At 40.3% G+C, this 20,374-nt stretch carries 17 protein-coding genes; 9 read left to right on the plus strand and 8 right to left on the minus strand.

Annotated elements, in window-relative coordinates; translation table 11 throughout:
* Positions 1-61: 61 nt before the first annotated feature.
* From dacC to HHA42_RS05750, 3 genes are all read right to left on the minus strand, one after another.
* Positions 62-1,210 carry a D-alanyl-D-alanine carboxypeptidase PBP5/6 gene (gene dacC / locus HHA42_RS05740; RefSeq protein WP_168460053.1) on the minus strand — a complete coding sequence of 383 codons (1,149 nt, stop codon included), beginning with the start codon at positions 1,208-1,210 and terminating at the stop codon, positions 62-64.
* 116 nt (positions 1,211-1,326) lie between these two features.
* The gene (locus HHA42_RS05745) at positions 1,327-1,731 is read right to left on the minus strand and encodes a hypothetical protein (protein WP_168418188.1); all 405 of its coding nucleotides are present in this window, start codon (positions 1,729-1,731) and stop codon (positions 1,327-1,329) included.
* 268 nt (positions 1,732-1,999) lie between these two features.
* On the minus strand, positions 2,000-2,371 hold the full coding sequence (locus tag HHA42_RS05750; RefSeq protein ID WP_168418189.1) for a hypothetical protein: 372 nt from the start codon (positions 2,369-2,371) through the stop codon (positions 2,000-2,002).
* Between the two features lie 207 nt (positions 2,372-2,578).
* Between HHA42_RS05750 and surE the strand changes: the two genes are divergently transcribed.
* The 3 genes from surE (at position 2,579) to HHA42_RS05765 (ending at position 5,312) form a co-directional block, all read left to right on the plus strand.
* On the plus strand, positions 2,579-3,352 hold the full coding sequence (gene surE / locus HHA42_RS05755) for a 5'/3'-nucleotidase SurE (protein WP_168460051.1): 774 nt from the start codon (positions 2,579-2,581) through the stop codon (positions 3,350-3,352).
* Between the two features lie 111 nt (positions 3,353-3,463).
* Positions 3,464-4,288, plus strand: a complete 825-nt coding sequence (locus HHA42_RS05760; protein ID WP_168525731.1) for a peptidoglycan DD-metalloendopeptidase family protein — start codon at positions 3,464-3,466, stop codon at positions 4,286-4,288.
* Positions 4,289-4,382: 94 nt separating this feature from the next.
* Positions 4,383-5,312, plus strand: a complete 930-nt coding sequence (locus HHA42_RS05765; protein ID WP_168460049.1) for a LysR family transcriptional regulator — start codon at positions 4,383-4,385, stop codon at positions 5,310-5,312.
* A gap of 99 nt (positions 5,313-5,411) precedes the next feature.
* Here the strand turns inward: HHA42_RS05765 and HHA42_RS05770 are convergent, their stop codons facing one another.
* Positions 5,412-6,623 (minus strand): aspartate aminotransferase family protein, encoded by a 1,212-nt coding sequence (locus HHA42_RS05770; RefSeq protein WP_168418193.1) that lies wholly within the window; start codon positions 6,621-6,623, stop codon positions 5,412-5,414.
* A 161-nt stretch (positions 6,624-6,784) separates the two neighbouring features.
* On the opposite strand from HHA42_RS05770, the gene grxD reads away from it, so the two are divergent.
* On the plus strand, positions 6,785-7,126 hold the full coding sequence (gene grxD, locus HHA42_RS05775) for a Grx4 family monothiol glutaredoxin (RefSeq protein ID WP_019837647.1): 342 nt from the start codon (positions 6,785-6,787) through the stop codon (positions 7,124-7,126).
* A 108-nt stretch (positions 7,127-7,234) separates the two neighbouring features.
* Here grxD and HHA42_RS05780 read toward each other — a convergent pair whose 3' ends face one another.
* Complete coding sequence (locus tag HHA42_RS05780) at positions 7,235-9,865, minus strand: ATP-binding protein (protein ID WP_286428259.1); 2,631 nt, start codon at positions 9,863-9,865, stop codon at positions 7,235-7,237.
* A 227-nt stretch (positions 9,866-10,092) separates the two neighbouring features.
* On the opposite strand from HHA42_RS05780, the gene HHA42_RS05785 reads away from it, so the two are divergent.
* From HHA42_RS05785 to rpmE, 4 genes are all read left to right on the plus strand, one after another.
* Positions 10,093-12,291 (plus strand): MFS transporter, encoded by a 2,199-nt coding sequence (locus HHA42_RS05785; protein ID WP_168525735.1) that lies wholly within the window; start codon positions 10,093-10,095, stop codon positions 12,289-12,291.
* A 1-nt stretch (position 12,292) separates the two neighbouring features.
* Positions 12,293-12,694: a lactoylglutathione lyase gene (gene gloA / locus HHA42_RS05790; protein ID WP_168418196.1), complete on the plus strand. Its 402-nt coding sequence runs from the start codon at positions 12,293-12,295 to the stop codon at positions 12,692-12,694.
* A 205-nt stretch (positions 12,695-12,899) separates the two neighbouring features.
* On the plus strand, positions 12,900-13,898 hold the full coding sequence (locus HHA42_RS05795) for a bile acid:sodium symporter family protein (RefSeq protein WP_168525737.1): 999 nt from the start codon (positions 12,900-12,902) through the stop codon (positions 13,896-13,898).
* A 194-nt stretch (positions 13,899-14,092) separates the two neighbouring features.
* Entirely contained in the window at positions 14,093-14,317 is a 225-nt protein-coding gene (rpmE, locus tag HHA42_RS05800; protein ID WP_004971624.1) for a 50S ribosomal protein L31, read from the plus strand.
* 166 nt (positions 14,318-14,483) lie between these two features.
* Here rpmE and HHA42_RS05805 read toward each other — a convergent pair whose 3' ends face one another.
* The 3 genes from HHA42_RS05805 to epmB are packed head-to-tail and all read right to left on the minus strand — an operon-like array spanning position 14,484 to position 19,368.
* The gene (locus HHA42_RS05805; protein WP_168525739.1) at positions 14,484-16,610 is read right to left on the minus strand and encodes an EAL domain-containing protein; all 2,127 of its coding nucleotides are present in this window, start codon (positions 16,608-16,610) and stop codon (positions 14,484-14,486) included.
* Positions 16,592-18,337, minus strand: coding sequence for a GTPase (locus HHA42_RS05810; protein ID WP_168525741.1), 1,746 nt, complete (start codon positions 18,335-18,337; stop codon positions 16,592-16,594). Before HHA42_RS05810 ends, HHA42_RS05805 begins: the two co-directional genes overlap by 19 nt.
* Positions 18,338-18,351: 14 nt before the next feature.
* Positions 18,352-19,368, minus strand: coding sequence for an EF-P beta-lysylation protein EpmB (gene epmB / locus HHA42_RS05815; RefSeq protein ID WP_168461567.1), 1,017 nt, complete (start codon positions 19,366-19,368; stop codon positions 18,352-18,354).
* A gap of 311 nt (positions 19,369-19,679) precedes the next feature.
* On the opposite strand from epmB, the gene efp reads away from it, so the two are divergent.
* On the plus strand, positions 19,680-20,249 hold the full coding sequence (efp, locus tag HHA42_RS05820; RefSeq protein ID WP_004971615.1) for an elongation factor P: 570 nt from the start codon (positions 19,680-19,682) through the stop codon (positions 20,247-20,249).
* Positions 20,250-20,374 lie beyond the last annotated feature (125 nt).

Here is a 20,374-nt window from a genome sequence, read left to right on the forward strand (position 1 = left end):
ATAAAATAAAAAAGCACACATTCGGACAATGTGTGCTTCGCTTTAGTCTAAGCTGAAAATCTTAGAATAAGTTGCTAAAGAACTGCTTGATATGATCTAGCATACGTGCAAAGAAGCCTGCTTGTTCAATATCTTGCAAAGCAACCAATGGTTTTTCTGCAATCACTTTACCGTCTAAAGTCGCCACATATTTACCAATGACTTGACCTTTTTTCAAAGGAGCAGTCAATTTAGGCTGAACCACCAATTGTGTTTTGATTTGGTTGGCTTTGCCTTTAGGCATGGTCACGTTAAAGTTTTCTGGTAAACCAATTTGAGCTTCTTTACTTTTACCGTACCAAACTTTGGCTTTTGCCAAGACTTGGTTGGCAGGTTGAACACGTACAGTTTCGTAATTTGCATAACCCCAAGCCAATAATTCACGTGTTTGTGTTGCACGTGCTTGCATGGTTGGTGCACCAAAAATCACCGAAATTAAACGCATTGGACCACGTTTAGACGATGTTGTTAAACAATAACCTGCTTCATTGGTGTGGCCTGTTTTTAAACCATCTACACTTGGGTCTGTATATAACAGGGCATTACGGTTGCCTTGTTTAATCCCATTAAAAGAAAATTCTTTTTCAGAATAGATTGGATAATACTTTGAACTGTCGTGGATGATGTGCTGTGCCAAAGTCGCCATATCTTTTGCGGTAGATAAGTGACCTTCTGCAGGCATACCTGTAGAGTTCATAAACTGGGTGTTGCTCATGCCAATGCGTTTGGCTTCTTCATTCATCATGTGAACGAAAGTACCTTCGTTGCCTGCAATGTGCTCGGCCATGGCTTTAGAGGCATCATTGCCTGATTGAACAATAATACCGCGTAGCATTTCAAGTACAGTGGCTGTGCCATTTAAAGGAACGTACATACATGATTCTGTGCTGCTACCACGACACCATGCAGATTCATTCATGCGGACTTGTTCATCTTCCGTGAGTTCACCCTTCAATAACTTTTGTTCAATGATGAAACTGGTCATCATTTTGGTCATAGAGGCAGGGGCGAGTTTTTCGTTTTCATTTTTTGAAGCTAAAATTTGTCCCGTCTCATAATCCATCAAAACGTATGATTTGTTATTGAGTTCTGGTGGTGTGGCTAAGACAGTTGCTGCATAAGAAAAGCTTGGTAATAGTAATAATGCAGCAAGGGCGCTTTTTCGGGTCATTCTAAGGGGTTCCAATACTTGATGTATGCACAAAGAGCTAGCATTTTAGGGCAAAGCTCAGCCGACTTCTATGGGAGAAATCGGCTTATTGATAAAAGTATTGTAACCAAATTGTATTATCGGCTATATGCTGTCAATTCTTGGCAAATTGCTTTGTTTTTGGCTGTTCCAGCCGCTTTGGCATCGGCACGTGCTTCTTTTAAAATAGGTTGAAAGCTTTTTTGCTTGCTGAGTTTATTTAATGCTGTAACAGCGTCTTTTTCTTTAGGCATATATTCTTGTGCAAGTTGCGCATAACCTTGATTAAACTTGGCTTTATCTGTTACCAATGCAGGGCAAACTTCAGATAATACATAAATAGCCGCTAATTCTTGCTGAGTCACCTGTTGTAATGGTGTGACTTCAATATTTTCTTCTTGTGCCATTGCTGCTTGGCTCAAACCTAAACTCAGTGCAATTGCACCCAAAACTTGAACTGTACGTGATTTTTTAAAGCCAGAAAATGAAGCAGAAAATTGCATATAAATTACCTTAAATATGGTTTGAGCTGAATCATGTGATTCATTTAAGTGTTTATAAGATTAAACATTTATTTTGTAATTGAAAGAGTGAAAATGTATTAAAGCTGTGTGATTCAAACATCAATCATGTAGAAAAGTGGAGCTTTGCTTTGAAATCAGGAAAGTCTGGATGTGTTGTAAGTTATATGTGCGCAGTATAAAAAATAAGGCAAACTTTCAAAGTTTGCCTTATTAGAAAAAGATTCAATCGTAATTTAAATCATCTGATTTAAATTGCTAATTCTAAAGCTTCTAGACATACTGCTTTTTGTTCATCGGCACTGGTGTCTTTAGCGGCTTGACGTGCTTCGGTTAAAACAGATTGATATTCTGCATCGGCCTGTAATTTTGCAAGTGTCATGCTGCTATCAGAATAATCTTGTAAATAGGTTTGAATCAGCGCTTGAATGTTACTGTCTAATTTTGCATTTTTGCCAATCAGCGCAGGGCACATTTCAGTCATGACTTGTGCTGCAGCAACATCTTCCTTAATAATGGTATTGGCTTCTTCAGCAGTTAGATCACTGGCAACAACAGCTTGAGTCATTACAGCAGCAAAACCTAAACCCAATAAACGACGAAATGGCAAAGCTAAAATCATGAGAGTCACATATATTTTGGATGGATGTTAGTCGCTAAATATATATAATCTTGTGTATATTTCAATGAAATGTGCTGACCAGTCATTTTAGTTTATGTTGTGTGCCGAATCTGCTGAAGCATGGGCAATGTGATTTTGAACTTAATTTGATGTAGCGCTTCCTAAATTTATTTGATTCTTTATTGTTGTTTTATCTGAGATTTTTTTGTGAATATTCTAATAGCCAATGATGATGGCGTATTTGCACCTGGTATTCAAGCGTTAGCGCAAGCCTTAAAACCGCTGGGTCGTGTTGTCATTGTAGCCCCTGAAAGTGAACGTAGTGGTTTTTCAAGCGCACTGACTTTGGATCGTCCTTTAAGACCTGTGCAAATTGCTGAAGACGTTTGGGCAGTTAATGGTACACCTGCAGATTGTGTATATTTGTCCATGAATGGATTATTCGATTTTGAATTTGATCTGGTGGTTAGTGGTATTAATAGTGGTGCAAATCTTGGTGATGATGTGCTGTATTCAGGTACTGTTGGGGCTGCATTTGAAGGTCGCTTGATGAAACAACCAGCCATTGCTGTATCACTGGCAGGGCACAATGTGCGTTCTTATCAGCATCCGCAAGATTATATGCAAGCTGCACAATGGGTACATGATTTTATTGCCCAAGGTTTACCAAGTTTGCCAGCCCGCCATATTTTTAATGTGAATATTCCAGATGTACCTGTACTGCAAGGCACAAAAATCACCTATCAAGGGCAACGCACCCAGTCCAAGCCTATCACCAGTCAGGTCGATCCGCGTGGACGTCAGGTATATTGGATTGGTTTGTCGGGGGAAGCGGTTGCTGCACCGAAAAAAGGTTTAACCGAGATCGAGTCCGATTTTTTTGCTGTGGCGAATGGCTATGTTAGCGTCACACCAATTCAAATGGATGCGACCAATTATGAGGTTTTACAAAGCTTGCACAGTCAATTGCCAAAAAATTGACAAAGTAATGTTATAACTTTGTGAAAAAGTGGCTGTTAAGCCTCATTTCAAGGACTTTTTTGCTACTCTTAGCGAAATGGAACATATATAGAATTTGTAGAGAGGAAGAGAATGCCCGTGGTGTTTCAATATCGTTTATTTGCCACACCAACCGCCGTGTTGAAAACCCTTGTGTTATCCACTGCTGTTGTTTCTACCGTATTGTTAAGTGGCTGTGCTTCTAAACCTCAAGTAAATAATTCTGCACGTTATGCAACGGCACCGAATTTTTATACCGTACGTTCGGGTGATACTTTAAGTGGTATTGCGGCACGTTATGGATTGAGCTACCTCAGCATTGCAGAAATGAATGATATTGCACCGCCGTATCGTATTTATGTAGGGCAGTCTATTCGCCTGAAAAGCGGTAATGCACCACGTACCACAACCACACGCCCTGTAACGCAGGCTGCGCCAATTCAGCGTCAGACTGTAACTTTACCAACTACGCCAACTCCAGCACCTGTGATTTCGTCCACAACAACGACTACGAGCTCATCATCACCAGCAACTCCTGTACGCAGTAGTAGCCTGCGTTGGGTAAAACCATCGCAAGGTGCGGTAATTGAGCATTTTAATTTAGCAAGTAATGTTAAGGGTACACGTTATGGTGGCAATGTAGGCGATCCAATTTATGCCGCTGCCGATGGTCAAGTGGTGTATGCAGCCGATGGCTTGAAAGAATATGGTAATTTAATTTTAATCAAGCACATTGATGGTTATATCACGGCTTATGCACATAACAGTAAAATGAACGTGAATAGTGGCCAAAACGTAACAGCGGGTCAAAAAATTGCAGAAATGGGCTCTTCGGGTGCAACACGTACCATGTTAGAGTTTCAGGTACGCCTAGATGGTAAGCCAATCAATCCGACTAATGTTTTACCAATAAATTAAATTTTGCAAATACAAAACATAAATTTCACCGTATAATACAATAGGTTGCTTTTATCGAAAGATAAGAGCACCTGTATAATTTCAGAGGGAATTTATGTTAGATCAACTTCGAGCAATGGGTGTATTTGCTTGTGTTGTTGAAAAAAGCTCGTTTAGCGGTGCAGCGCGTGATCTAGGGATCACCACAAGTGCCGTCAGTCAACAAATCCGTTCATTAGAACAAGAAATGGAAGTCACACTTCTGCATCGTTCTACTAGAAAACTGAGTTTGACTGAAGCAGGACAAGCTTTTTTCCACAGCTGTCAAGAAATGCTAGCTGCTGCTGAGCGCGGAAAAATCCGCATTAATGAATTAAGAGATGATCTGGTCGGTGATTTACGAATTGCCACCACTCCTGAGTTAGGCGCGAATCATGTGATTCCTGCACTTTCACATTGGATGTCAGCCCATCGTGGTTTATCTATCCATCTAGAAACAGACAATCAATACATCGATTTAATTGATAACCGTATTGATATTGCCTTGCGTATGAGCCCAAAAATTGAAGATCAAAACTTGCATGTGATTCCAATTGCACATGTAGATCAGGTTTTAGTGGCATCTCCAAGTTATTTGAATCAGACCGCACCAATTTCACGCCCTGAAGATTTAAAAAATCATGATCTAATTCCATTAACCATCATGAAGAATTTTCAGCATTTAAGTTTTCAGCACGTGACCCGTGATGAAAATGTCAGTATTGAAATGGGATCGCGTTTATCGACCAATAATGTTTTGGTGTCTAAATCGTTATGTATGCAGGGGCATGGTATAGCCCGTATTTTACATTTAGATATTCAAAAAGAATTATTGAACGGTGGTTTGGTTGAAGTTTTGCCTGAGTGGAAATTACCTGCATTTACCTTGTATGCGATTATTTCTAAACATGAGCAACTTCCAATGAAAATACATCGTTGCCTAGAGGCATTAAAACAGTATTTTTCTCAATTACCTGGTGGGCGTGTGTATCAAGAAGCATCTTGATGGGGCAATGACGGTTAAGTATTTTGAGTTTCACACAATTATAAATAATAAATAAAAAGCCGCAGTTTCAACTGCGGCTTTTTCGGTAGGGCATAGAATTTATGCCAAGAATTTTTTAATCATGCTGACCAAGCGCTCAATTAATTGATCTGCCTGAGCTTGAGTAATATTTAATGTTGGCAATAAACGCACCACAGAACCTGCAGTGACGTTAATAATCATTTTGTACTCATCACGGGCAATATCTACCAATTCTGCACATGGTTTTGGTAATTCAATACCAATCATCAAACCAAAGCCACGCACAGTTACATTTTGATCTGCAAGTTGTTGACGCAATTGCGTCACAATATAGCCACCCATTTGTGCAGCATTTTCTACCAAGTTTTCTTTCTGAATGGTGTCAATAACAGTGTAAACCACGCGTGAACCAAGCGCAGTACCACTGTAGGTTGAGCCATGATTACCAGCAGTAAGAACGCCCACACCACGACCTTGAGTCATGACTGCACCAATTGGGAAGCCATTGCCCAAACCTTTCGCTGTAGTCAATACATCAGGCACAATATTGGTGTGCTGGTAGGCAAAGAATTTACCTGTGCGACCATTACCTGTTTGTACTTCATCAAGCATCATCAACCAATTGTGCTGATTACAAATACGGCGGATGTCTTCTAGGTAGCTAAAGCCTTGTGTTGCTGTATTAACACCACCTTCGCCTTGAATCGGTTCAACCAAAATTGCCACAATGTCTGGATGCTGAATTGCAGCTTCTTCAATGGCTTCAACATCACCAAAAGGTACGCGAATAAAGCCTTCCACCAAAGGTGCAAAACCTTCCTGAACTTTTTTATTGCCAGTTGCAGACAGGGTAGCCAAAGTACGACCGTGGAAAGAGTGATCTGCAACAATAATTTTAGGATTGGCAACGCCTTGCATGTGACCGAATTTACGTGCAATTTTAATTGCACCTTCGTTAGACTCTGCACCACTGTTTGAAAAGAACACTTCTTCCATGCCAGCAACTTGCGCCAATTTTTGTGCAGCAGCAGTTTGCCAAGGCACTTCAAATAAGTTACTGGTGTGAATTAAAGTTGCGGCCTGATCTGCAATAGCTTCTGTAATAGCAGGATGCGCGTGACCTAAACCACATACAGCAATACCAGTGAGGGCATCTAAATATTCTGTGCCATCTTCAGTATAAAGATAAGAACCTCGACCGCGAACAAAGCTGATCGGCTGACGGCCAAATACAGGCATCAAGTGTGATGGTTGATCAGTTTGCACAGGAGCAAGGGTAATGTTATTCATGACTAACTCTTATCTGTTAGGTTGGAGGAAAAAACTTATATAAGCAAAATCTGCCACAGATGAAAAGCCTAATTGTAAATAAAGTTGGATTTATTGCTTTAGACGTACTGTTTTGCTCGGTTTTGGGTATAATGCCACACAGATGAGTTGAGGATTTACCAATGACTGAACAAGTACGCGATACCGAAGCATTAATTCGTGAACAAATTGCTAAACATGCTGTTCTTCTTTATATGAAAGGCACACCACAATTTCCACAATGTGGTTTTTCTGCGCGCGCAGTAGAAGCACTCAGTCAAATTGGTCGTCCTTTTGCTTATGTGAATATTTTAGAAAATCAGGATATTCGTACGACTTTACCAAAAATTGCCAACTGGCCAACTTTCCCACAATTGTGGATTAACGGCGAGTTGATTGGTGGTAGCGATATTATGTTGGACATGTTCCAAAAAGGTGAGTTAAAGCCTTTAGTTGAGCAATACAGCCCAGCACCTGAAGCTTAAGCGACTAAACTGAGGGCATTTATGCCTGAGTGTTGAAAACGCAAAAGTTGAAATAAAAAAAGCGCCGAAGCGCTTTTTTTATTGCTATAGTTTTAAGGGATAAGCACATTATTCAACTGTAGGACTTGTCGCTGCAAGCTCAGTAGTTTCAGCTGGTTCTTCAGCTTGCTCATCTGCTTGTACTACCACTTTCGGCTTTTTCTTGTCCTTTTTCTCTTTGTCTTTTTTATCCTTTTCTTTTTTGGTTTTTTTCTTTTTCTTCGGCTCTTCTTCAATTTCCGCGCCATCTTCAATGGCTTGCCAATACTCAAGCTGCTCCATGACTGCAGCATAAATTGAGCCTTTGCTATAACGTCCTTTTTTGTTGAGTTTGCCAACAGGACGTGCCATTAAAATTTCTAGGGCTTGGTCAATGGTATCAATGGCATGAATGTGGAATTGACCTTGTTCGACGGCTTCTATGACATCTTTACGTAGCATTAAATGCTGCATGTTCTGGCGTGGGATAATCACGCCTTGCTTACCCGTTAAACCTTGTAGCTTACAGGCATCAAAGAAGCCTTCAATTTTTGCATTCACGCCACCAATTGGTTGTACCTGACCCAACTGGTTCATGGAACCTGTAATTGCCCAAGACTGATCAATTGGCAATTGGCTAATCGCTGAAATCAAAGCCGAGAGTTCTGCCACAGTCGCACTGTCACCATCGACTTGACCATAGCTTTGTTCAAAGGCGAGGGCAGCAGAAAAGTGCAAGATTTGTTCACGACCAAAATGCGCTTTTAAGAAACTGGCCATTAACAACACGCCTTTGGCATGTAATGACCCGCCAAGCTCTACACTGCGTTCAATGTCTAAAATGTCGCCACCGCCTTGGTAGACCGAAGCAGTTAAGCGAGAAGGTAATCCAAATTCGACATCGGCATAGTGAATCACCGACAAGGCATTGATTTGCCCTAAGCGATGGCCGCGTGTTTCGATTAACTGCGTACCACGCGATAAGTCCTGCCAATAGAGTTCACGCAAATAGCCTAAGCGATATTTGCGATGATCGAGCGCCGTATTGATATGCTGTTCGGAAACAGTTTTATCACCCGCTTGAGCCGCATGGTGATGTGACTCGCGAATTAGATCACCCAAGGTGAGGGCATGTAATGATAAAGAGCTTTGGTCTTCTGCCTGACGGCTTGAGTCGGTCAGCAATGCCGCTAAAGCAGAACGATCAAATGGCAACAATTTGTCAGATTGCACATAATCGGCAATCAGTTGCATATAGGCCTGCTCGTTTTCGTCATTACGTTGTAATGTATCGGTAAAGTCGGCACGGATTTTAAAGACACTGCCCAGTTCAGGTTCTAGCTCTAAAATTTCATAATAAATTTCAGGTTCTGCCAGTAAAATAACTTTAATATTCAGTGGAATGGCTTGTGGCTCAATGGAAATGCTGCCGGTTAAAGTCAGCATGTGCTCTAAAGAGGACAGTTTTAATTGCCCTGATTTTAAAGCACGTTTTAGTCCTTGCCATGCATAAGGCTGCTCAAGTAATTGCTCTGCTTCGAGCATCAGAAAACCGCCGTTAGCTTTGTGTAAGCTTCCTGCACGAATTAAAGTAAAGTCTGTGGTAATGGTGCCATTTTGCGTGAGTTGTTCCACATGCCCTAATAAATTGTAATGGGTTGGAAAATCTTCAAAAATAACAGGTACGCCACTGTTGGGTTTGTGAGTCACAATAATATTGGCTTGATAGCGTGCAGGAATACGGCTAAAGGTACCCGGACGAAAATCATCCTCTTCCTGTTCTAAAACAAACTCGACATTATTTACGATGTCTTCAGCATAGTACTGTAAATACTCGGTCAAGCCTTCTACATTCGGGTATTTGTTTTGAATAATATCAATGCGCGGCATCACCACTTGTTTGGCAATATCGCGGTTTAATTCCTGTACTTTGTCGCGTGCATCATCTTCTAGATCACCTAAATGCAAGCCCAAACGCTCTAGTTTTTTATTCATATAACGAATATTAGAGGCAATTTCTGCACGGGTTTTGCTGTCTAAAGCATTAATATCTTCCTTAGACATTTCTTGCATTTTGTCATTTTTAAGATGTACAGGTACGAAGCAATGTTCATCTTCCTGCGCAATCAGTTTTAAATCGAGTTCTTCACCTTCACTGGTCAGTTCAATTAAGGCTTGTTGCTGCTCATCGCCCGCTTGCTGACGAATCATTTCAATACGGTTGTGGTAGGTTTCGGCTGTAAAGCGGCGCTCGAGCTGTTTTAAAATGGTTTGCCAAGTCTGATGCAACAAACTTTGAAATTTAGGTGCTTGACCTGCAGGCAATTGCAAGGCCAGTGGCTGACGTGGATGCTTGAAATTATTGACATAAACCCAGTCATTTGGGGTAGGCATACTTTTGGCATGTTGCTGCAACAAACGCTTGACCATCGTGCGCTTGCCTAATCCTGCTGTGCCTACAGCAAAAATATTATAGCCAGAATATGGCAGGGAAATACCTGCCTCGACTGAAGCACGTGCCCGATCTTGTCCTAAAAAATTATTCAGTGGTTTAATGCGTCGGGTTGACGCTGGAATGTTGTCGTAATTGGGGATATGCGTCAGTTGTGATGCTTTTAATTGAGTCGTCTCTAGGGTTGTTTGAATTTCGCTTTGTTCAAAGGCAGAGCTGAGAAGCGGTTGTTGTGCGTCTTGCGTTGCTGTTGTTGTATTGGCTGTTATCGATGTATTGATTTGATCAAGTCTTTGGGTCACTGTAGAAATCCAAAACGAAATATTGCAGTTAGAGGGTTAAAGGTATACAGGTTTAATGAGAAAATTCAAGCTAAGCCGCCATTTTTACTACAAAATGACAAGGCACTTGTGGATAATTTCATAAATACTGTTGAAACAGAAGCTATTCCACGATTGAATAACAACAATTTGACTTAACAGAAAATAATAATCGCATGACCACACAAAGTACTGGGCAAACTTCAGCACAAAATACAGGATGGAAAGCTGCATTTACAGCATTTTTAGACCGCCGTGCGCTGATTATGCTGTTTTTAGGTTTCTCCGCAGGTATTCCAATTTTACTGATTTTTTCCAGTCTGTCGTTGTGGTTGGGCGAGGCAGGAATTGATAAAAGTGCAGTGACTTTCTTTAGTTGGGCCGCCTTGGGTTATTCCTTTAAATTTGTTTGGGCACCATTAATTGATGAATTACCCGTTCCGTATTTAACCAAAAAATTAGGGCGTCGTCGGGCATGGTTGCTCATTGCACAATGTTTGATTATCTGTGCAATTGCAGTCATGGCATTTTCCGACCCTGCATTGGGGCAGGCACATTTATACCAAATGGCATTTGGCGCAGTATTACTCGGATTTTCTGCCGCCACGCAGGATATTGTCATTGATGCCTATCGTATTGAGTTGGCAGAAACCCAAATGCAAACCGTGTTGGCTTCGACCTATAACGCAGGTTACCGCATCGGGATGATTGTTGCGGGTGCGGGGGCTTTGTTTTTGGCTGCATCGTTAGGCACAGCTAAAGGCAACTATATTTACAGTGCATGGAAAGTGACTTATTTGGCCATGGCTGCGGTGATGTTGATTGGTATTGTCACCACCTTGATCATTCGTGAACCACAGGTAAATAGGGTCAATAAACATTATCAACGTCGTGACTATTTCCGTTTGGTGATGGTGTTTTTTGTCGCCGTATTCAGTTTTGTGTTGTGTTATGTCTTTTCTGGCAATTTAACTGAAGCCTTAAAACAACAATTTCAGCTGAAAGACGCATTTTTGTTATTCTGTTTGGAAGCATTGCGCTTTATTGCTTCAGGCGCTGCGGCAGTATTGATGGGCACTATTTTAGTCAAATGTGGTGCTGTGAATAAACAGATGGCCTTTGAAACATGGGTACATCCTGTTGCGGACTTCTTTAAGCGCTATGGCGTCAAACTGGCCCTAGTTTTATTGTTGTTGATTGGTTTTTATCGGGTTTCAGACATCATCGCTGGGGTAATTTCCAATGTGTTCTATCAAGACCTGAACTTTAGCAAAGAGCAAATTGCCGAAGCTGTTAAAGTGTATGGGGTGATTTTCAGTCTGCTGGGCGGCTTCTTGGGGGGCTTACTGGCACAGCGCATGAACATTATGAAACTGATGTTTGTTGGTGCAGTATTGGCTTCTTCAACCAACCTAATTTTTATTGGTCTAGTGAAGTCAGGGCAAGCGCTTAGTGATGTGCAAGTTTCAGTGGGGCAGCAACAATATCAGACTCAGGCCGATGAAGTGGGTTATTGGAAAGTTGCTGTACCAAGTCAGGTGTTGGCCACCCAACATGAAATTCAGGTACGTGCACATTATCAAACTGGCGATACACCATCACGTTTAGTGTCGATGCCTTATTTACAGCAGACAGCTACCGAAACTGCGCAATTACAGCTTTTACCACTAACTTCAGATAACACAATTTCCGTAGCAGAAAAGGCCAATAGCATTGTGGTACGTGGGCAATATGTGGGGCCTGCTCTAACCGAGCAGCAAAAAATTGTGCTACAGCTAGATGGACAAAACTTTGATGCCAAACTCGATGCTCAAGGTATGTTTACTGCAGCGATTACAGGGCAGCTTTTGGCAGATTCTGCAGCAAAGCAATTGACTGTGGTGTTGATGGATCAGCAACAGGTGCTACAGCAACACAGCCAAAGCTATAAAGTTGATTCAACGCAGGCTGCAGACACGACCTTGGATGTCGATATTCAGCCTTTGCCTGTGGTCAATACAGCATCAACCGAGATGGTGGAAATTCAGGGTAAAGTGATCAAACCGTATAGCTCATTATGGTTATATTTTGCAATTATTGTTGATAACTTAGCTTCAGGTTTAGCCGGCGCAGCGTTTATTGCCTTTTTATCCAGTTTAACCAGTGTGTCTTTTACGGCAGTGCAATATGCGATTTTTAGCTCACTCATGACCCTAACCCCTAAGATTTTAGGCGGTTATTCGGGTACTATAGTGACCAATATTGGTTATCCAAACTTTTTCCTCATGACCACCTTAATAGGAATTCCAATTTTGATTTTAGTGGTGTGGGTGGCAAAGTTATTACGTGATCATCAAGCAACATCTTCGGACACGATTCAACAGAAGGATGAATAATATGCGCATGCTGCATACCATGTTACGTGTAGGTAATTTAGAGCAATCGTTAAAATTTTATACAGAAGTTTTGGGCATGACCTTGCTTCGTAAGCGTGATTATGAAGAAGGGCGTTTTACCTTGGCCTTCGTAGGTTATGGCGATGAAGAAAATCACACAGTTTTGGAGCTGACTCATAACTGGGATACTCAAAGCTATGATTTAGGCAATGCTTATGGTCATATCGCAATTGCGGTAGAAGATGCTTACAAAGCCTGTGAAGAGATTAAAGCACGTGGTGGCAATGTCGTACGTGAAGCAGGGCCAATGAAAGGCGGTGTGACTGTAATCGCGTTTGTTGAAGACCCAGATGGTTATAAAGTTGAGCTGATTCAGCAAGATCAAAATGCACGTAATAACTAAGTGCATATGCGAAAAGCAACAACTTGGCCTTCATTGTGCAATAAACTGAATGTTGTTCAGCATTCAGTTAAAAAATATTGAACATATTCTATAAATACTCGCTTTTTGAATATCGCCCAGTAAGATAAGTTTATCGAAAGGTAAATAAGTCGCTGGGCTTATTCATATCAATGAACCCTTTAAAAACAAAAATTAGGATGCTGCAATGTTGAAGTTATTGGCACTGGATCGCTTTACTATACTCTTATTTGTAATGGTTATCTTAGCCAGTGTGCTGCCTGTTTCTGGGCAGGAAGCCGATGTTTTTGCTGTGATTACAACAGTCGCTATTGCTATCTTATTCTTTTTGCACGGAGCAAAATTATCACGTGAAGCTGTGATTCAGGGCTTTATGCATTGGCAGTTACATGCTTTGGTGTTTACATTTACCTTTGCGCTATTTCCCATTCTAGGATTACTTGCCAAACCTGTTTTAGTGCCAATGCTCGGACAAGAGTTGTATTGGGGCTTTTTGTTTATGTGCTTTTTGCCTTCTACAGTACAGTCTTCCATTGCATTTACTTCAGTGGCGAAAGGCAATGTTGCCAGTGCTGTATGCAGTGCTTCATTTTCCAATTTGATTGGGATGTTTATCACCCCCATTTTAGTAGGCGTGTTTATTCTGGGGCAGTCGGAACATGGTTTTGACCCGACCCATTCAATTATTCAAATTACTTTATTGCTGTTGGTACCATTTATATTGGGGCAGTTGCTGCGTCCTTATGTTTATCCTTATATGTTGAAATTACCAAAGTTGGTCAAGGTGTTTGATCAGGGTTCAATTTTGATGGTGGTTTATGGGGCATTTAGTGGGGCAGTCGTGGCGGGTTTATGGCATCAGGTGAGTGGTATGACCTTGCTGCTGTTAATTGTGGCGTGTTCAGTTTTATTGACTATTGTGATGTGGCTGGCATGGGTCGTACCTCAGTGGATGGGTTTTGCACGTGAAGATCAAATCGCGGCATTTTTTTGTAGTTCAAAAAAGACTTTGGCCAGTGGCGTGCCGATGGCGCAAATTTTATTTATTGGGCAACCATTGGGTATGATTGTTTTACCCATCATGATTTTTCATCAAATTCAGCTTATGGTTTGCGGTGTGATAGCCAATGCGCTTGAGAAGCGGGCAGGTTTGGCAGAGCAGTCAGCATTAAATTCCAAAGAATAATTAGCTTTCAGCTATTTTATTCCGTATAATAACGCCCAACTTGTTGTGCTTAGCTCTGACGGTATCCGTCTCGGTGGGCCAAAAGAATGGTCTGTTATGGTGTTGGTCTGCTTTTTAGCACGTTCCTCATTTTTATGAGAGTGACCAATTGCGATGACAGCATAAGCCTTCTTGAATCTTAGGAGTAATCGACGATGCGCGCCGATATTCACCCAAAATATGAAAAATTAGTTGCTACTTGCTCTTGTGGTAACGTAATCGAAACTCGTTCAGCTGTTGGTAAAGAAACTCTTTATCTTGACGTATGTTCTGCATGCCACCCGTTCTATACTGGTAAGCAAAAGAACGTTGACACTGGCGGTCGTATCGACAAGTTCAAACAACGTTTTGCTGGTATGTCACGTTCTATCAAACGTTAATATCCAGTACGAAAAAAACGGGCAATTTGCCCGTTTTTTTGTGCCTAGAATTTAGAGATAAAAGCATTCAAAAAAAAAGATTCAGAATAAAAAAATGAGACTGCTAAAACAGTCTCATTCATAAAATTGTTCTTTGCGCTAAGCGCTAAATGCAATGTACAAGACCTTATTGGTCTTGTACATCAATTAAATGATCCAGTTTTTTCTGGAAGTAATCACCCTGAATAAAGCGGGCATCAACATTCCATGCATTGGCAAACAGGTTCATATCATTTAAGTCACGTAGCAAAATCTCAATTGGCTTAATTTCGCTATATACGCTGAGTTGTTCCTGCAATTCCTGCGTAGATTGATCATCTGCCAGTTTTTCAATCAGGGCGCTGTGCAGGGTCAAGTAGTGAATATCAACTTGTTTTAAGATTGATTCACTGTAAATTGAATGACCAAAATCTCGTAGTGAAATTTCTGCACCGTGTTGACGTAATAAGCCGATTTGCTTTTGTGCATCGCCTAAGTTTTGACTAATATCTTCTTCTGAGAATTGTAAAATCAGTGGATGGCTGAGACGACTACCAACAATGGTGATCAGTTTAGACACAAACTCAGGGAAACTGCGGTCTTGCAATAACACGTGTTTGTTTAAATTGACAATCAGTTTGGCTTCAGGATATTGAGTAATAAAGTTATGTAATTGTTTACATGCCTCTACCAAAATCCAGCGATCTAGCTTAATTGAAAGCTCAGGATCTTCTGCCAACTCAATCAGTCCTGATAAGCTTTTCCATTCATTATTAAAAATAAAGCCACTGGTCACTTCATAAGTGTAAAGGTTGGTATCTTGCTTGTCATACAATTGCTGATATTTCAGGTGGATTTCACCACGATCCAAACTTTGACGTAATGCAGTAATAATCGCAGGTTCATTAAATGACTGTGGAACTACAGCAGATTCAATCGCATTTAAATTAGATTCACCAAATGACAAGTCTAATGCTAAACCTGAATTATTTTGATCTTGTGGGTTTGGTAAAGCATTGGCGAACCCTTGACTAATTAGCTGTTCAAAATTAGTTTCATCTCGAATATCTTGATTTAGCAAGATATAGCCAATTCGTAAATTTAAAGGATAGGTGTGCTGATCTACCGTGAGTAATTGAGGCTTGGTCAGTGAATTCAGGCCAATCAGTTTAGATTCTAAAATTGCAGTAGATTCAGCTTGGAATAGCCCGACAACCAAACCATTACTCACTGTAAATAATGGCACATTGGTTTGTTCTTTTAAGAAGGTTTGAATATTGGCAAAGTAGTTTTTTGTGGTCAGCCAATCTGCTTGGAAAATAGCTTCAGGGCAATTGGCTAAAGAGAACACAACCAAAGCATTTGCAATGGAGGGTTGTTTCGCCAAGGTACGATTGACCAATTGATAGGTACTTGGCTTTGCTGCAGGTTTTTCACTTGTCGATGCAGCAGACGATGCAACATTTGCCGTAGAGGTTTCATTGTCTATGGTAATTTGCAAAGCATCGTCATCTGTTGCGGCAATAAACTCTACTTTAAGTGGATTTTGCTTGGCCAATAATGGATTTTGACTATGAATGTCAAAACGACCATGGTCAAACTGCCCTTGACTGACTTTCTTAAAACGGAATTTAAAGTCGGTTACATCTTCAGGCTGTAACAGATCGAGTAGGGGTACGCCGATAATGTCATCTTCAGTTTTTAAGCCAAATAGTTGTAAGTATTCTTCATTGGCTTGTACGTGAATACCTTCCTGAATGATCGCAACAGCTTTGTTGCTGTCTTCCACCAAAGCCTGTGCCTGAATCTGTGCATTTTCAAGTTCAGTCATCAGTTGTTCTTGTGACTGCTGTAAGCGGCTAAAAGATAAGGCGCGAATTAAGCCAAAATAGAAACGTTCTGGAAAATCCAGGTTGACGATGTCATAAATGCCTTTACGAATATAGTTGGTATATTGCGTAGCATCATAGTCATCTGGCTTGAGTAGCAATAGGGGGAGATTAGGCTGCTGTGAAGCACGAATTAAAGTTAGTGCCTGATCAACTTTAAGGTCATAAGCACGACCGAAAATGACTAAATCCCAAGTCAAATGTAGCTGTTTTTCAAAATTTTTAATGTCATCTAACAGAAAAGCCTGAACACGGTGCTCATTGGCAGTGAGTTGTTCACAAATTTGGTTAAAACGTATCTGGTTGTCATCGATTATGAGCAAACGCGTTTCAGTACGTTTTAACTTTTTAGACAAGAGTGGATTTCTCACTTTAATGCTTCCCATAAATCGTTATTTTTAACTTCACTCACTTGCTTTTGAATAAAACTATCTAAGACAGGCTGTTGTTGGTCATTCAACAACTCAAAATCAAAGCGCATAAAACTTTGGGTAATCAGGAGAGGTTTGATTAAGAAAACTTTGAGTTCTTCTTCCCCTAAGCGTAATTGTACGGTTTGTTTATCGCGCAATAGTTGAATACCTGGCAAAATTAGGCTGGTGCTGACATCTTCAGCATCTGTACTTTGTACCAGTAATGCTGGATGGTAATGTCCTGTGTGTCGATCGGTTTTTACAAAAACAGCACAAGGGAATAGCTCTTGGGTTAAAATTTCCAAGCCAAGTTCTAAACTTTTTTCGGCAGATTGTTTAATCCAACGAATTACACCGCCACGCCATGGACTCTGATTATTTTCTTGAACTAAAATGAATTCGCCTGTTTTTAAATTTTTTGGTGTTTCGCCAGTCCATTTGATTCGGTAACCATTCACGCTAATGTCCAAAACATCGGCATTGTAAATTTGTTTGGTTTCACGATCTAAAGTTTTGATTGAGCTAATGTCTACCGATGAATTGGTGTGCATAGCATTGACAAAATGGCTTTCATTTTGGAATTGGTAGTTATCACCCAATACCAGTGTTTCGTTAAAATTCTTACCATTAGACAAATAAAAATGTGCAACGGTTAAACCAAAACAAATTTTAATCTGTGCAGAATATTCATAACGCTCATGCACACGCTCTGCAGTATTGGTCAAAATATTGTGCAGATGGAAATGCAAGGCAGGAGTGAGGAATAACCTCTCATTGCGTGAAAAATGTTCACCTTTGCGTCCCTGATTTTCATTTAAATGATCAAGTAAGGCTTGGGTAGAGATATAAATATCAGCGTTAAAACCATTGTTTTGGTGGCTGTTATATATTGGCGGATGATCTTTGCTTGAATCTACCACATAACGCGAAAGCGTGGTTTCTTTGGGTAAAATCTGAACCAATTTGGCCCAATCAAAACTGCATAAATACAAGCCTTGAATTTCTGCCGGACGAATTTGATGTGTATTAAAAATTTCCAACAAAATCAGTTGGGCATAGGCCTGAGCAATACTTACAAGTTGGTGCTGTGTACCTTGTAATTGATTAATATTATTTAAATAATAATGTTGTTGAATTGCAGTATCTAAAAGTTGATGTGCAATAACCCATTGATTAGGCAATGAGGGGCTATACAACATGTGTTGTTGGTAGCGTAGCAAAGCCAATTGTTGAAGTGCATAGTAGGTTGCTAAAATCCGAGCTGTTTGTAAGTTTTTCTTTAAGTTAAAGGCGAATAATGAAAATTTTTGCTGAGTGAGTTGTTGATGGCTGCGTCGCGCAATATCAATATACACTTTGGAAAAATGGCTACGTAATAACAAGGCCAATTCAATAATATGATCATTACGATCACTGCTAATCAAAGCTTGATTGAAAAAGTGTTTTTCCAAGCTAGTCAGCACATTTTCAAGTGTGGGATGAATAGCTTGAATTAAATCAAAACGTAAAGTTTCCTGACATTTCAGTTCAGAAATTTCTAAAAGGGCATTGAACAGGGCCTGAGAAGAATCCCCCAATTGTAAAATGGATAGGTCTGCTGCCCACGCCTGAATGCTTTTAACCGTATTTTGACAAAAACTCAATTGCTCCAGCTTTAGTTCGCTGGGAACCTGAAAAAGATCTGAAGTATTCATGTTCATGGTTGTTATTTAACTCAATAAGTTGAAACCCCAAAAAGCGGTGTCTTGTTTTTTTCGCCCGCAATTTCCCTAACGAGTTTAGGAACGAGATAGCCTGGCAAGTTCGCTAAAAGCTCTTTATAAATATGATCAATGTCAGATGACATTAGATCAAAATGATGTGCTCCTTTTACTTTATCTAACACATGTAAATAGTAAGGCATCACCCCCGCATCAAATAGACGATAGCTTAAATCAACCAAGACCTGAGCAGTATTATTGACCCCATTTAATAATACTGCTTGATTCAGAACGGTGATGTTTTGCTCAACTAACTTAGCAAGATTTGCACAAGTAAAGTCATCTAATTCTGATGCGTGGTTCGAGTGTACCACTAGAATAATACGCAGCCTACTGTTTTTTAGTAAGGAAATCAGCGTTTCATCGACACGGTTGGGGATTACGATCGGAACTCGTGAATGAATTCTCAAAAATTTTATTTGTTGAACAGATGATAAACGCTCAATCCAGATTTGTAATTTACGGTTAGATAGAGTGAGAGGATCGCCACCACTTAAAATCACTTCGTTAATGTCAGGTTGACTTTCGATATAGGCTTTAATGTTGTCCCAATCTTCAGTTTTTGGCAGATTTTCCTGATAGGGAAAGTGTCTGCGGAAACAATATCGACAATGTACTGCACAGGCACCCGTCAGGGTCAGTAAAAAGCGGGATTTGTATTTGTGTAATACCCCAGGTTGTTGATTAGCTTGTTCTTCACCTAAAGGATCGGTCACAAAGCCAGGATGATCTTCAAGCTCTAAATGATGTGGTAAAACCTGAAGTAGCAAAGGGTCGAGCGGATTGCCTTTTTGTATTTTTTGTACAAAAGCGCGTGGTACACGCAATTTAAACTGCTCAGATGCCAAGAGTGCGCCAGAAAGTAATTGCTGTTCAGACAGCTCCAAAATATTTAACAATTCGTGTGGGTCGGTGATCAAGTCACTGAGTTGAGATTGCCAGTTTTGCTCTTGGTACAGGTAATTGATCATGCCAAAAAATTTAAATATAAGAAAAAAGCGGAACAGAAAATACTCAGAAATAGGAGAGTCGTTTTCTAAATTTAAGGGTTAAATTACTGCGTAAAATAAATCTTTAAGATTTAAATCACAGTAAAGCAGTCGATTTTACCGATATCTTGAAGTGATCGGTAGTGGATTTTCATTGCTTCATTATGGCTTGCTCATTTACAATACGCCCGATGAAAAAAAGATGTCGTAGGGCTGCCAATATGTTCAGTATTCGTTTGCGGCTCAAATTACGGCATAAATAGTTAAGTTAGTCAGTTTGGAGTGTGCCAGTCATGGCCTATTATTCTACGAATGATTTCAAGTCAGGCCTTAAGGTTATGCTTGATGGTAACCCATGTTCAATCATGGAAAATGAATATGTAAAGCCAGGTAAAGGTCAAGCGTTTAACCGCGTAAAACTTCGTAACCTTCGTTCTGGTAAAGTTTTAGAAAAAACATTTAAGTCTGGTGACTCATTAGAAGCCGCTGACATTGTAGAAGTGGAAATGGAATATCTCTACAACGATGGCGAAATGTGGAACTTTATGGACCCTGTTTCTTTTGAACAAATTGCTGCAGATAAAACCGCAATGGGCGATGCTGCAAAATGGTTGAAAGACGATTCAAACGAAAAATGTACCATTATGTTGTTCAACGGCGTGCCTTTAACAGTTAATGCGCCAAACTTCGTGGTATTGAAAATTGTAGAAACTGATCCAGGTGTACGTGGTGACACTTCTGGCGGTGGCGGTAAACCAGCGAAATTAGAAACAGGTGCAGTGGTACGTGTTCCTTTATTCGTACAGCAAGAAGAAAGCGTTCGTGTAGATACCCGTACAGGTGAATACCTAGAACGTGCATAATGGTTTATTTATAAACGATTATTGAAAAAGGGGGAGTGATCTAGATCATTCCCCCTTTTTTGTTGATTTGATTATATGGTAAAAGAATAGGTGAAAAATAAAATAAAAGGAGCAACATCACACAA

The organism is Acinetobacter sp. A3 (assembly GCF_012371415.1).
Classification (GTDB): domain Bacteria; phylum Pseudomonadota; class Gammaproteobacteria; order Pseudomonadales; family Moraxellaceae; genus Acinetobacter.

What these genes read in the sequence shown, in the direction of transcription:
- HHA42_RS05760 (WP_168525731.1), top strand. Translation starts at nt 3,464, where the DNA reads ATGCCCGTGGTGTTTCAATATCGTTTATTTGCCACACCAACCGCCGTG.
- efp (WP_004971615.1), top strand. Translation starts at nt 19,680, where the DNA reads ATGGCCTATTATTCTACGAATGATTTCAAGTCAGGCCTTAAGGTTATG.
- grxD (WP_019837647.1), top strand. Translation starts at nt 6,785, where the DNA reads ATGACTGAACAAGTACGCGATACCGAAGCATTAATTCGTGAACAAATT.
- HHA42_RS05810 (WP_168525741.1), bottom strand. Translation starts at nt 18,337, where the DNA reads ATGAACATGAATACTTCAGATCTTTTTCAGGTTCCCAGCGAACTAAAG.
- HHA42_RS05785 (WP_168525735.1), top strand. Translation starts at nt 10,093, where the DNA reads ATGACCACACAAAGTACTGGGCAAACTTCAGCACAAAATACAGGATGG.
- HHA42_RS05805 (WP_168525739.1), bottom strand. Translation starts at nt 16,610, where the DNA reads ATGGGAAGCATTAAAGTGAGAAATCCACTCTTGTCTAAAAAGTTAAAA.
- epmB (WP_168461567.1), bottom strand. Translation starts at nt 19,368, where the DNA reads ATGATCAATTACCTGTACCAAGAGCAAAACTGGCAATCTCAACTCAGT.
- rpmE (WP_004971624.1), top strand. Translation starts at nt 14,093, where the DNA reads ATGCGCGCCGATATTCACCCAAAATATGAAAAATTAGTTGCTACTTGC.
- HHA42_RS05795 (WP_168525737.1), top strand. Translation starts at nt 12,900, where the DNA reads ATGTTGAAGTTATTGGCACTGGATCGCTTTACTATACTCTTATTTGTA.
- dacC (WP_168460053.1), bottom strand. Translation starts at nt 1,210, where the DNA reads ATGACCCGAAAAAGCGCCCTTGCTGCATTATTACTATTACCAAGCTTT.
- HHA42_RS05745 (WP_168418188.1), bottom strand. Translation starts at nt 1,731, where the DNA reads ATGCAATTTTCTGCTTCATTTTCTGGCTTTAAAAAATCACGTACAGTT.
- HHA42_RS05750 (WP_168418189.1), bottom strand. Translation starts at nt 2,371, where the DNA reads ATGATTTTAGCTTTGCCATTTCGTCGTTTATTGGGTTTAGGTTTTGCT.
- gloA (WP_168418196.1), top strand. Translation starts at nt 12,293, where the DNA reads ATGCGCATGCTGCATACCATGTTACGTGTAGGTAATTTAGAGCAATCG.
- HHA42_RS05770 (WP_168418193.1), bottom strand. Translation starts at nt 6,623, where the DNA reads ATGAATAACATTACCCTTGCTCCTGTGCAAACTGATCAACCATCACAC.
- HHA42_RS05765 (WP_168460049.1), top strand. Translation starts at nt 4,383, where the DNA reads ATGTTAGATCAACTTCGAGCAATGGGTGTATTTGCTTGTGTTGTTGAA.